The 13,137-nt window shown below is 70.4% G+C and carries 6 protein-coding genes; 1 reads left to right on the forward strand and 5 read right to left on the reverse strand.

All coding sequences use genetic code 11. The features are described 5' to 3' along the window. Window positions 1–151 precede the first annotated feature (151 nt). The 5 genes from ACE1OA_RS04785 to ACE1OA_RS04805 form a co-directional block, all read right to left on the reverse strand. Window positions 152–523: a DUF6193 family natural product biosynthesis protein gene (locus tag ACE1OA_RS04785; RefSeq protein WP_432752322.1), complete on the reverse strand. Its 372-nt coding sequence runs from the start codon at window positions 521–523 to the stop codon at window positions 152–154. Next, window positions 523–5,448, reverse strand: a complete 4,926-nt coding sequence (locus tag ACE1OA_RS04790; RefSeq protein WP_432752323.1) for an RHS repeat-associated core domain-containing protein — start codon at window positions 5,446–5,448, stop codon at window positions 523–525. The genes ACE1OA_RS04785 and ACE1OA_RS04790 overlap by 1 nt, the downstream gene beginning before the upstream one ends. 546 nt (window positions 5,449–5,994) lie before the next feature. Continuing rightward, the gene (locus ACE1OA_RS04795; protein ID WP_432752324.1) at window positions 5,995–6,249 is read right to left on the reverse strand and encodes a phospholipase D-like domain-containing protein; all 255 of its coding nucleotides are present in this window, start codon (window positions 6,247–6,249) and stop codon (window positions 5,995–5,997) included. Between the two features lie 522 nt (window positions 6,250–6,771). Further along, complete coding sequence (locus ACE1OA_RS04800; protein ID WP_361313701.1) at window positions 6,772–7,914, reverse strand: S1 family peptidase; 1,143 nt, start codon at window positions 7,912–7,914, stop codon at window positions 6,772–6,774. Between the two features lie 225 nt (window positions 7,915–8,139). Then, window positions 8,140–11,433: a LamG-like jellyroll fold domain-containing protein gene (locus ACE1OA_RS04805; protein ID WP_432752325.1), complete on the reverse strand. Its 3,294-nt coding sequence runs from the start codon at window positions 11,431–11,433 to the stop codon at window positions 8,140–8,142. 592 nt (window positions 11,434–12,025) lie between these two features. Between ACE1OA_RS04805 and ACE1OA_RS04810 the strand changes: the two genes are divergently transcribed. Then, on the forward strand, window positions 12,026–13,111 hold the full coding sequence (locus ACE1OA_RS04810; RefSeq protein WP_384872062.1) for an ABC transporter substrate-binding protein: 1,086 nt from the start codon (window positions 12,026–12,028) through the stop codon (window positions 13,109–13,111). The last annotated feature ends 26 nt before the right edge of the window (window positions 13,112–13,137 follow it).

The following is a 13,137-nucleotide window of genomic DNA, read 5'->3' on the forward strand; positions in this document are numbered from 1 at the left end:
TGTCCGGTCAGCAGTCCCCAGGTGTTGCAGAACTCATGCTGACCGCCTGCCGACTTGCGCGACGGTCATTGCCACGACGCGCTTGGCCACCCTGCCTCAGGCATCTCTGGATTCGCGCCGGCCGAGGTCGCCATACCCGGTTCGACACGCGTCACAGATCGTCCGGAGTGCCGTCGACGGCCGGGCCGCAGCCCTCGGGGAGGTTGGCCGCGATCAATTCGTATGCCTCTTCCACGGTCCCGGCCATGCCGACGAGCGTACGGTCGGACTCGCGCCGCACGCGGTAGCCGCCGGCGACCTGAGGGAAAGCGGTCGGCACGTCGTGTGTCCACGGGTACCGGGTGCACCGGCTCAGGTAGAGGACGCCGTGGCCGACCATGGGGAACAGCTCGCGCAGGCTCGGATGGCCGTAGGCGGTGCGGGGCACAATCGGGTCGACGCGTTCCGGGCCGTAGGCCAGAACGGTCGCCCATTCCGCGGCCACGATTTCTCGTGCGCTCGGGGTCTTCTCGGCGTCGGTCATCAGTCAGTGTTCCTCAGGTGATCGGGGAGTTCGTTCCTCAGACTCTCCGGAAGCTTGGACAGGTCCGGCATGATCTCGGGAATGTTGGGCCTGGGTACCTTGATCTCCTTGTACCCCCCGTTCTCTTCATCACGGGTGTACCACTGGATGTCGTCCCAGGACCGACCGGAACGCTGCTCCTCGGGATCCTGCCACGCGGTGTCCCCATCGTATCTGCGCACCGCGTAGGCCACTTCACTCATCTCCCACGCGGTTCCATCACCGCGCCGAGGATAGTGATCCTCGTGCCGGCTGTTGAACTGGGCTCCGTGCTGCGCCGCCGTCTGGAAGGCGTCCACGATGTCTTCGGGGGTGCTCCAGTTGCCCACCTGACCACGACTGTTCGGCATTCCGTCCAGGGTGATGGACAGGGTGGTGTTGCGGTCCCCGACAGCAGCCATCACGTTCGTCATCCAGACGGGGCCTCCTGCCTCCTCACCGGCGTAGTCAGGCCCGTTGTACGTGTGTGCCCCGGGGTCGCTGTCGCGGCGCGGGTCATGGCCCGGCTCGGCCGGGTTGTTGCGAAGGAAGCGCGCGAGCGACTCCGACGGGTGATGCGGTGGCACATCCACTCCGAGGACCACGCTGTGCCGGGGCCTGTCCGCGCCCCGGTGGGGGCAGCCGGCCAGACCCAAGGGGTCGGTCCAGGTCGTCGGGTTGTCGACGTAGGCGACTGCGTTCGGTGCCGGGACCAGGCCGAGAGGGTCCGGGGAGACATAGCGGCCGCAGTCGGGGTCGTAGTGGCGGTGGCGGTTGTAGTGGAGGCCGGACTCAGGGTCGAAGTACTGGCCCGGGAAGCGGAGCGGCGTGTACGCCGTCGCGCCCCGCTTCCAGGTGGTGCCTCCCCAGAGCGTCGCGCGGGCGCGCCATGCGACCTCGCCCTGTTCGTCGACGAGCTCGCACGGGGTGCCGATCAGGTCGGTGACGACGGCGAAGAATCGGCGGTCGACTTCAGCTTGTCCCAGGAGCCGCCGTTCGACCTGCGTGACCGGCTTCGCTCCGTCGTGGTCCCAGGTGAGGGTGATGGACTCGGCGGAGTCAGGTGCACCGCTCGTCTGTTCGCAGAGGAGGTCGCCGTCCCAGGTGAAGCGCGTCTCCTCGGCAACCGATGTGCCGTCCGCCGACAGGCGCCGCTTCGCGACCCGGCGTCCCATCGCGTCGTAGAGATAGCGCCAGCGTGTGCCGTCCGGGGTGGTGACCGACACGAGGCGGTCCTCTGCGTCCCAGCCGTAGCGCCAGGTGTCGGGCTTCCGGGAAAGGCGGGTCTTCTGGCGCAGGACGACGCGGCCCTGGGCGTCGTACTCGTAGCGGACCCGGCCCGCTCGGATGACGCGGGTGCCGGTGTACTCGCGCGAGCCGGTGGCCGCGTCGCTGCCCGGCAAGTCCGCCTCCGTCTGGTTTCCAGCCTCGTCGTAGGCGTACCGCTCGCTCCAGCCCTCCGCGGTCACGCCCGTGACCCGGCCGGCCCCGGTGAGCTCCAGCTGCCGACGGCCCGCGAGCCGATCGTCGACCGACGTGAGGTGTCCGTCGGGGCGGTAGGTGTACAGGCGCTGTTGTACGGTCCGATCTCCCGCGCCGCGCACCCTCTGGCCGGTCAGGCGACCCAGCGCGTCGTAGGCGTTCTCCATGGCCAGGGTGTCGCCGATTCGGCGGGAGATCTCGCGGCCCGTCTCGTCGAACTCGAAGACCACCCGGTGCCCCGAGGTGTTCAGTTCGGCGGCCAGGTCCGTCGGGAAGGACCAGGTGCTCACAGCCCCCGAGGGAGTGGTGCGGCGCACGCGACGACCGGACTCGTCGTAGACGTGGGTCAGTTGCCGACCGTCACAGCTCTCCCGCAGGATCCGGCCCGTCGGGTCCCGTACGTACGACAGCTCGGCGTCGGGACCGATAGCGCTCGCCAGATGGCCGTGGATGTCATAGCTGAAGCGGGTGACGGCGCCCTCGGCGTCCTTGGCGACCACGCGGCCCGCCGCGTCTCGCTGGTAGCAGACCGTCTGTCCGAGGCCGTTCGTCCGTGCGGTGAGGCGGCCCAGCGCGTCATGGGCGTAGGCAAGCGTGCGGCCGTCGAAGTCCGTCTCCGACGTGAGCCGTCCTGCCGGGTCGTACGTGTAGGTCCAGTTCAGCCCCTGCGGGTTGGTGACGCCTGCGAGGCGCAGCTCCGTGTCGTGCTCGAACTCGTGCCGCGCCCCGTCCGGTGTGGTGCGGGCGGCCACCAGGTCGAAGTGGGTGTATTCGAACCGCGTCTCGCCGCCGAGCGCGTCGATGTGGACCAGACAGTTGCCCTCACCGTCGTAGGTCCAGGACTGCTGGGAGCCGTCCGGGGCCGTGTGGCGGGCGAGCTTGCCCTCGACGGTCCACTCGAGCGCAGTGCTGCGGCCCTGCGCGTCAGTGATGCGGACCGCGCGGCCGAACGCGTCGCGGGTGTAGCGGATGAGCGCTCCGAGCGGACCGCGGGAAGCCAGCGGCAACCCGGCGGGGTCACAGCGCAGTCGGTCCAGCGCCCCGAGGGAGTCGTCGATCCCGGTGAGGTGGCCCGAGCCGTCATGGGTGAGCCGGGTCGTGGAGCCGTCCGGGCGGGTGAAGAGCGTCGGGTTGCCGCGCTCGTCATACTCCTGCCGGGAGATGGCGCCGTCGGGGCCGGTGACGGAGACGAGCTGGTGCCGCTCGTTGTAGGTGACCTCGGCCGTGGAACCGTCCGGGTGGGTGACCCGGGTGAGATTGCCGTGCTCGTCGTAGGTGTAGTTCGTGGTCAGGCCGAGCACGTCGGTGCGGGAGAGCAGCCGGTCATCGCGGTCCCACGCCTGGTGGCTGGTGTGTCCGAGCGGGTTCGTGACCGCGGTCAACTGGAGGCGGTGGTTGAGGTGGTATGTCTTCGTGGCCCCGACCGAGTCCGTGTAGCGCGTGATCCGGTCGCCCGTCTCGGCGTGAACGTCGTAGGTGAACGTGGACGACAGGAAGCCGTCGGGGCCGACCGTCCGGACGACCCGGCCTGCGCCGTCGTAGACATAGCGGAATGTCGAGTCGTTGCGGTCGGTCCAGGAAGTGATCCGGGCGTCCGAGTCATAGGTGAGGCGGAGCGGCAGCCCTGAGGAGTTGATGACGGCGTCGAGGTTGCCCTGCGGGTCGTAGCCGTAGCGCATGACGGTGACCGGCCCGTCCGGCGTGCGCAGCGCAAGTTCCCGTATACGGGCGTCCTCGACGGCGAGCGTGACCAGATAGCCGCCGTCGTGGGCAACGGCCGTCGGGGCGCCGTCGGACAGGCGGGTGACGGCGATGCGGTTGAGGTGACGGTCGGCGATCTCGGTGAGCCAGTACGAAGGCGACGCCCGGTACGGGCCCCCGGTGAAAGACCGTGTCAGGCCGGAGTGCGGGTCCGTGATCCGGTACGTCGTCTCGGCGTTCTCCTGACCGCCGTGGACGAGGGGCAGTCGCGCGCCCTCCAGGGGCAGGACGCCGTCGGTGTCGTCCGGCAGCGGCAGCCGGGGGTAGATCAGGAGGGAACCGTCCTCGCGGGCCCAGACCGCGCCACCACCGAGCGGGTCGAGCTCGATCCGCTCGTCCAGGGTCGAGGCCCAGCTACGCCCGAACCAGTGCCCGTAGCGATACTCCGAGAGGTGCGTCCGGCGCAGGACGAGCGGCAGGGTGCCAGGCAGCGACAGGTCGGTCTGCGTGAGCGTCATCTCGCCGGTTGCGACGTCTACCGGGTCGTTCTCGCAGGTCTTCTTCTCCAACGAGATGCCGTTGCGGCGGGGGTCGGCCTTGGCGTCCTTGAGGAGATTCGGCCTGGTGCGGGCGGAATCCCGCCGGTCGGGTCGGGAGCCGGAACCGGCGGAGCCACCGTCGACCCCGGCGTCCGGGTCCTTGCGCTGCCCGGCGAACCGGTTCTTGATGTCCTGGTCGATCTTCTTCTGATTCTCGGATATCTCCTTGACCGCCTTCGGCAGCGTCTTGCCGAGGTGGTCGCCCATCTCCTTCGTGGCCTTGCCCAGGGCCTCCATCGCCTTGTCGACCACGGGGTCCAGGGCATCGGCTATGTCGTCCCTGCCACGGGTCCGGCTGTGATGAGATCGGGCCTTCGTCAGCTTGCCCGAGGTCTTGCCGTGGACGCCGACGCTGACCAGGTTCAGCTTGGTGCCGGCGCGGTCGTGTTCGGAGTGCTCGATGTGCACCCCCTTTCCTGCCCCTCGCGGAAGGCCGGCCGAGGTACCGGCAGAAGCGAGATGCAGGGCGTCCTTGGCCCCCGCCACACCCTCGTGGAAGCCGTCCTTGCCGGCTTGGCCGACCTGGTTCACGTCCACGCCGTCCTGAAGACCGAGAGCATCCGCCCCGAGTTGCACCACCAGGTCCGCGGCCATGTTCTCCAGAGCGGCGACGGCCGGTTCGGTCATCGCGGAGACGATGTAGGCGACGACCTCCTCCAGGCACTCCTTGATGACCTTGCGGATGGCCTGTTGGGCGATCCCGATCGCCACGCCGCCGATGAGCATGGACAACCCGCCGGTGACCGGGATCAGGGCGATCGAGACGCCTGCCTTGCCGGCCAGCACACCCAAGTGTCCGAGTGCCACGTACTTCATGGCCTCTATCGCCATGGCGGCGTTGTCCAAGGCGCCGGCAATGATGCGGGCGGCTCCGGCGATGTCCTTGATGTGCTTGTCCTTGACCTTGCCCCAGTGGCCGTTGACAGCATCAATGGCCTCGCCGTGGCCTGATGAGAGCAAACGTTGCACATGCTGGTTCGCAAGGTGACCGTCGTCCTCTATGTCCCCGGCGAACTCCCTCAGCGAGTCCGCCATGTCCCGATAGGCGTCCTCGTCGACGTTCGGCCAGTTGACGCCGATGACGTCAAGAAGGGTGTCGGCCCAATCGGGCACAGTTACAGCCACAGTTCGAAGTCCCCCCGCATGAGACAGCATTCGCTGAACGCATATGCGAATAGACTCTCACGGTGACAGTTCGTCAATCAATCGCGATCCACGCGGCACGCACCCTGGTTCCATACCGGCCATATGCTCACCTGGACCGCGACAGCGCAGCTCCGACCTGTGGGCAGCAGCTCTCGCGCGGACCCCGTCTGGTGGAGTCGCCCTTGCCCTGTACCGCACACCGTCATCCTGCACTGCCCGGGCCGCCATCGCTTCACGTATTCCGCGACCCTCGGAAGATCGAGTTCCAGGCGGGCCTCGGCCCCTCGGGTCAGCTGTCGAGCCACGTATGAAACCCTCTGCGCAGGGCGCCGCACGCCGCAGTCGACCTCTGCCACGGATACGGGTCCGCAAGCCCGGACACCCTCCGGTCTGGTGCTGAGCACGAGTGCCCCGGGGGGCGACACTGGCCTGCTGACAAACCTGGACACACCTTGTGTGCATGGTCAACTGTCCCTCAGGTCTGGCCCGATTCGCGCTGATCAGACCCCGAGCCCGCTTACATGGTCAGCCAGCATCTTCGCGTGGCGTGAAGGGCCTGAGGATGCCGAGACGCTGCAGGTCGACGATGTGTTCTGCCGTGCGTCGCGGTGCTTCACCGCCTGTCACCAGCACACCCGCCTCGATGTTGCGTCGTGCAGCGGACTCGGTCAGATTGGCGCTGCCGAGCAGGAGGGTGCGGCGGTCGGCGACCGCCAGCTTGGCGTGCTGGCGCGAGCGGCCCTGCTCGGCCGGGTCGCGTGCCCAGACCCACAGCAGCACCGTTGATCGCGGCGACGACCGGCCTGCCCAGCGTCTCCGGGACCCGCAGCGCGCGCTTGACGCGCATCCCAGCCTCGAGGGAGGCGCCGGCGGTCTCGGGTGTGACGGACTCCGGATCGCGCAGGTCGCCGCCGGCGAGGACGCTCCTCTTGGCAGAGGTGAGGATGACGTCGCGGCGTTCCGCCAGCCGCGCCGCCACGGCGTCCAGCGATTCGATATGAACCTGAGGTTCGTCGCGCAGGCTCCGGGGCGGCCGGGGCGTCGTCGGACGCACCGCACCCCCGGAGGCGGGCGGCGCGGGCAACCGGTCGTAGGAGGCGGGGCCGGGCGGCGGGAGCCGCGCAGCCGGATGGCGCGGACCACAGCCCCGTCGGCGGGCGAGGCCGGTCGCCCGCGCCCCCGCGGCCGGGGCGATCGCCGGACGGACGGCGCCCCGCCCGTCCGGGCCCGGCGGCGTGTCGCCGTGGCGGGTCCGGACGGACGGGGCGCCGGAGCCGGGCGCGCGGCCGCCCGGGTGGTGCGTCAGGCCGTGTGCAGCGTCAGCCCGTAGCGTCCGAGGATCTCGTTGATCGGCTGGAACCAGGTCTCGCCGCCGGAGGAGCAGTTGCCCCAGCCTCCGGACGTGACGCCCTGGGCCTGGTCTCCGCTGATGAACGCGCCGCCCGAGTCGCCGCCCTCCGCGCAGACGCTGGTCTTCGTCATCTGGTAGACGGCGCCCTGGCTGTAGTTGACCGTCTCGTTCTTCGCGAGGACGGTGCCGCAGTGCCAGTGCGTCGTGGAGCCAGAGCGGCAGATCGACGCGCCCACGGGAGCCTCGGCCGAGCCTCGGACCAGGCGGTCCGAGACGGTTCCCCAGCCGAGCACCACGGGCACCGTCCACCAGCCGCTGTGAATGCCGACGTACGCGTAGTCGTCACCCGGGAACGAGGAGCCCTGGAAGGTGCCCTGGGCCGACCCGTCCCAGCCGCGCACCGCGGCCCCGGCCCGTCCGCAGTGCCCGGCGGTGACGTAGCCGCCGTACACGGAGAAGCCGATGGAACAGCGGACGTTGCCGGTGTAGTAGGGGTCGCCGCCGACGGTGCCCGCCGCGTAGGTGCGCGGCGCGGTGGCCGTCTCGGCGACGGTGACGGGACCGGTCCGGCGGGCCTGCTCGACGAAGGCGTGCACGGCGGGGGCGGTCCGGTCGGCGCGGACGACGGTCACGACGACGCTGTTGGCCTTCGGGTCGACGTGCCAACCGGCCACTCCGGCGGGGGCCGAGAGCCCGTCGAGGCGGGACTTGGCCCGGTCGAGCGCGGCGGCACTGTGGCGGACGAGCCGGGTGTCGGCGCCCAGGGCGCGGACGTCGGCCTCCTCGGAGCGGTCGGTGAGGCCGACCACGAGCCGTCCGGTGGCCGGTTCGAACCAGGAGCCGCCGTACGTGGAGCCGGCGGTGCGCCGGGCGTCCGCCTCGACGCCCGCCGCGGCGCGCTCCGCCCGTATCCGCTCCTCGGCCTGCCGGGGCGTCAGGCCGAGGTCGTTCCGCATGGCGTCGAGGAGTCCGGCCGAGGCGGTGGGCGCGGAGCCGGCGGGTGCGGCGTTCGCGGTCCCGGCGTGGGCACCGCCGAGTCCTACGGTCAGCAGGAGCGCCGCGACGGCGGCGCGCAGGGGGGTGGTGCGTTTCACGGGGCCTCCTGGTGGGGGATCGAACGCGTTGAGAGCGCTCTCACAGAGTGTCGACGTCACGCTAGCGGCGATCGATTGTCAGGTCCATACCAAGAACCGGCCGTCGGTCACGGCACCGTCCGGACCGCTGCCGGACAGGCGGAAGCCCCCGGCGCCCGGGCCGATGCCCGTGCGCCGGGGTTCTCGGGCGCCGCGCGGCTCGAACCGCGCGGCGCCCGGACCGGCCTACGGCTTCTCGCCCGCGTGGAGCGCGGCCACCTCCTCGGAGGAGAGCGCCTTGTCGTAGGCGTGGACCTGGTCGACCGACCCGCGCCAGAAGTCGACGTTCCCGCCGCCCCACTTGGCACGGCCCACGGAGAGCGGCCCGGTACTGACGTCGGCCGGCCCGGAGGCAGCCGTGGCGACGAGCGCACCGTCGACGTACAGCCGGATCTCGTTGCTCGCGGCGTCGCGCACACCCACCAGGTGGTACCAGCGGCCCGTCTCCGGCGTGGTCACGAAGCGGGCGCGGTTCCCGCCGGGCGTGCTGAAGGCGAAGGCGCCCTGTCCGTACTGGAGGTAGAAGGGGTTCTCCTGCCGGCGGCCGTCCTGGCTCACGACGGTCGCGTAGTTGCCGGGAAGGGCGTCGAGCGTCGCCCAGGCGGAGACGGAGTAGCTCGTGGTGGTGTCGAGCACGGGCCCGTCGGTCTGGGCGTACTGCCCCTGGCCGTCGAACTTCAGCGCGCTGCCGCTGACTCCGGGCGTCCAGGTGGTGCCCTCGGTGAGCGTCAGGTTCTCGGCGTTGGGGCCGGTGTCCCGCGCGGTGGTGCCGCTGCCCTCGTCGAGGGCCCAGGAGCCGCCGCCCTGCAGCCGGTCGCGCTCCCCCGCCGCGGCGCCGGCCGCGATGATCCTGCGGTTGACCTCACGCACCCGCGCCGGGTCGACCTTGATGTCCCGGCGGTCGTACGTGTAGAGGCCGTTGAGCTCGTTCTCCAGGTCGGTGATCTGGGTGTAGACGGAACCGGAGAGTTCGGCCCCGGCGGCCTCCAGGTAGAACTTCTCGGTGTTCTCCACGTACTTGCGGGTCAGCGCCTCCTTGTCGGCGACACCGCTGTAGATCACCGTCGGGGCGCCCGGCCACATGTGGCCCGGGGCGCGCAGGGTGAAGCCGCCGTGCTCGCCGTCCATCGCGGCGCGATGGTCGGGGAAGGCCGGGTCGGTGTTGTTGTAGTCGTGGTGGTCGAGGATGTCGCCCTTGCCGGAGTCACCCTTGGAGTTGCAGCAGTTGACACCGCTGTGGGCGTTGACGACACGGGACGGGTCGGCGGCCTTGACGGACTCGGTGATGCGGCCGGTCTCCTCGCGGTTCCACTCGCCCCAGCCCTCGTTGAAGACGATCCAGCCGATGACGGCGGGGGAATCGTGGTGCTGGCGCATCATCTCGCGGCCCTGGTCGACGAAGGCCCGGTGTCCCGTCTCGTCGGTGAGGTCGCCCGAGACGAAGTCCTGCCAGACCAGCAGACCCAGCCGGTCCGCGTGGTGGAACCAGCGCGGCGACTCCACCTTGATGTGCTTGCGCACGGCGTTGAAGCCGAGCTTCTTGTGCGCCTCCAGGTCGAAGGCGAGCGCCTTGTCGCTGGGGGCGGTGTAGAGGCCGTCCGGCCAGAACCCCTGGTCGAGCGTGGCCAGGGAGAAGATCGGCTTGTTGTTGAGCACCAGCTTCCGGAAGCCGCCGACCTTCTCGATCCCGATCTTCCGCATGCCGAAGTAGCCGTCGACCGTGTCGGATGACTTCCCGTCGGTGAGCCTCACCTGGAGGTCGTACAGGTACGGGTCGTCCGGGCTCCACAGGTGCTGCTTCGTCACCGGCAGCCGCAGTTCGCTGTTGGCGGGGCCGCTGACCCGGCCGACGACCTTGCCGCGGGTGTCACGGGCGACGGCCTCGACGCGGGCGCCGGCGCCGGCGTCGTCCGACGCGACCGTCACCGCCAGGCTGCCGGTGTCGATGTCGGGCGTCGTGACGACGTCGTCGATGGACACGGGGGCGACGGGCTCCATCCACACCGTCTGCCAGATGCCCGACGACTGGGTGTAGAAGATGCCGCCCGGGTGGGTGGACTGCTTGCCCGTCGGCTGGTTCGCGCCGCCGGTGTCGGTGACCGCGACCACGATCTCCTGCGGCCCGGTGCCCTTGAGCGCGTCGGTGACGTCGGCGCTGAAGGCGTTGTAGCCGCCGGTGTGCTCGGCGACCTGCTTGCCGTTCACCCAGACCCGCGCCTGGTAGTCGACCGCCCCGAAGTTGAGCTTCAGCCGGTTGCCCTTGCCGGCCGCGCCGACCTTCCAGTCCCTGGGCACGTCCACCAGGCGGCGGTAGAACATGTGGTCCTCGTGCCGCTCGAGTCCGGAGAGCTGCGACTCGACCGGGAACGGCACGATGATCTTCTCGTCGAGGTCCTTGCCGAACACCGGCTGCTCGCCGGCGGCGGCGCCGGCGAACTGCCAGGCCCCGTTGAGGTTCTTCCACTTGGCACGTACCTGCTGCGGGCGCGGGTACTCCGGCAGCGGGTGCTTCTCGTCGAGCTTGTCGCCCCACTCGGTGGTGAGCCGGTGGGTGGACGCGTTGGCCGCCGAGCGCAGGATCTGCGGGACGGTCTCGTCCCCGTTCCTCAGGCCGCCCCGGCCGTCGTAGACGACCCGGACCCGCTGGTTCTTCTGGATGGGCTCGGCGAGGGTGACGAGGGCGGTGTTCGGGTCGTCCGGCGCCACCGCGACGGAGCGGATCGGCATCGGCGTGGTGTCGGCCTCGACGGTGAGGTGGTCCTTGACCGCCGCCAGGCCGGACACCCGGCCGTCGAACCGCAGGCGCAGCTCACGGCCGCTCGCCGGGACGGTCGGCTCGACCGGATAGACCTCGAAGTCGGCCGGCGGGGTGAAGGCCGACTCCGGGACGAGCTGCTTGGGCATCGTCGGGCTCGACCAGCGCAGGAACATGTTGGCGCCGCCGACGTCCTGGAACATCTCCAGGCGGAAGTCGTGCTTCTCGCCGGCGGTGAGCCGGACCGGCGCGCTCGTCTGCTCCCTGTCCCAGTCCGGTATCCAGTGGTCGATGACCGGCTTTCCGTCGATGAGGAGCCGGAAGCCGTTGTCGCCGATGCCGTGGAAGGTGTAGTCGCCGGTGGCCGGCGCCTCGATCCGCCCCGTCCACCGGGCGGTGGTGTGCTCGGACCGCCCGGTCAGCGACTGGAACGTTCCGGTCAGGCCGGAGAAGTCGATCTGCGGGTCGAGGGAGGTGCCGCCGAGCTCGGCGAAGTCCCGGGCGCCCGGTGCCGACATGCTGAAGTACTCGCCCTTCAGGCCGTGCACCTCGACGGCCGCGTCCTCGGTGTCCTGGGCGGCCTCGGCGGCATGTGCGGAGGCGGCGGGTACGGCCGGCTCCGCGGCCGACGCGGTGGGGATCAGGGTGCTCGTGGGAAGCACCAGGGCCGCCGCGGTCAGCAGCGCCCACATTCTGGTTCGGGGGCGGGTGTGTCGTCGTGTCATCGAATCTTTCCTCGTAGAGAGGGGAATCGGAGCCGGAACCCGGAACAGGCGTGACGGCCGGAGTGCCCCGGCGAGGCGCCGTGTTCGCCTCCGGGGCGCGGGCGCCCGGCGGTTGCCGCACAGTCGCGCCGGCGGGCTCGGCCGACGGCGTCACGGTCGGGCGCGCTGCCGGCGCAGGAGGTGCCAGCGGCGACGGCCGACCGTCATTCCAACGTTGGAAAACTGTGTGCAGCGGAATGACAGCACGCCGTCCGGCGGCTGTCCAGACCCCCCGCGCCGACTCGGCCGACGCCCCGTCATGTCCCGTGCCCCGTCGGGCGACCCGCCTCCCCGGACACATTCCGGAAACCTCGCGCCGGACTCTTGCCGCGCTCGGCGCGACGCGGTTATAACGTTGTAAAGCCGGAGTCGCCGACCTGCCGGCCGGCTGCTCCGCACCTTGATACGCCCAGGTCAGGGCTCCCATCTCGCGAGATCGGGGCCGTGCCGCCCCTGGTCTGCCGGCCCGTCGCGGCAGACCGGCTCCGCCTTCCCACACCGCGCGACCGCACGCCACTCGGCGGTGCTGTCCCCCGCCAAGGAGTGTCCCGAGATGACCCTTCCGCAGAGATCCCGCACGCTCGTCGTCGCCTGCGTCGTCGCCGCCACCGCGGCGCTGGCCCTCTCCGGCTGCGCCAAGTCGGAGACCACGGACAACGCCGGCGGCGACAGCGGCCAGGGCGCGCAGACGGTCCAGACCCCCTCCGCGTCCGCCGGCCCCGGCTGCACGCTCACCACGTACGGCGCCCCGAAGCTGGACCTCAAGAACGCGGTCGTCGGCTTCTCCCAGTCGGAGAAGGAGGCCAACCCCTTCCGCATCGCGGAGACGCAGTCCATCAAGGACGAGGCCGCCAAGGTCGGCGTCAAGAAGCTGCTCACCACGAACGCCCAGTCGCAGCTCTCCAAGCAGATCAGCGACATCCAGGACATGCTGGCGCAGGGCGCGCAGTTCCTCATCGTCGCCCCGCTCAACTCCGACGGCCTGGAGCCGGCCTTCCAGGCCGCCGCGGCCAAGAAGGTCCCGGTCCTCACCATCGACCGCAAGGTCAACGCCTCGGCGTGCAAGGACTACCTGGCCTTCCTGGGCTCGGACTTCGTCGAGCAGGGCAAGCGGGCCGCCGACGCGATGATCAAGGCCACCGGTGGAAAGGGCAAGGTCGCCATCCTGCTCGGCTCGTCCGGCAACAGCGTCACCACCGACCGCACCAAGGGCTTCGTCGACCAGGTCAAGGCCCAGGCCCCCGGCCTGGAGATCGTCGCCCAGCAGACCGGGGAGTTCGCCCGCGACAAGGGCCAGCAGGTGATGGAGCAGCTGATCCAGTCGAAGCCCGACATCACGGCGGTCTACGCGGAGAACGACGAGATGGCGCTCGGCGCCGTCACCGCGCTGAAGGCGGCGGGCAAGGCCCCGGGCAAGGACATCAAGATCGTGTCCATCGACGGCACCCGCAACGCCGTGCAGGCCCTCGCCAACGGCGAGCTCAACGCGGTCATCGAGTCCAACCCGCGCTTCGGCCCGCTCGCCTTCGCCACCGCCCAGAAGTTCTACTCCGGCGAGGGCATCCCCGAGGACGTCATCATCTCGGACCGCGCCTACGACCCGGCGAACGCCAAGTCGTCGCTCGGCGGGGCGTACTGACCCGAGGACACGCCCCGGGCCGCCCG

Origin of the sequence: Streptomyces sp. JL2001 (assembly GCF_050917515.1) — a bacterium.
In the GTDB taxonomy this organism is placed as follows: Bacteria; Actinomycetota; Actinomycetes; order Streptomycetales; family Streptomycetaceae; genus Streptomyces.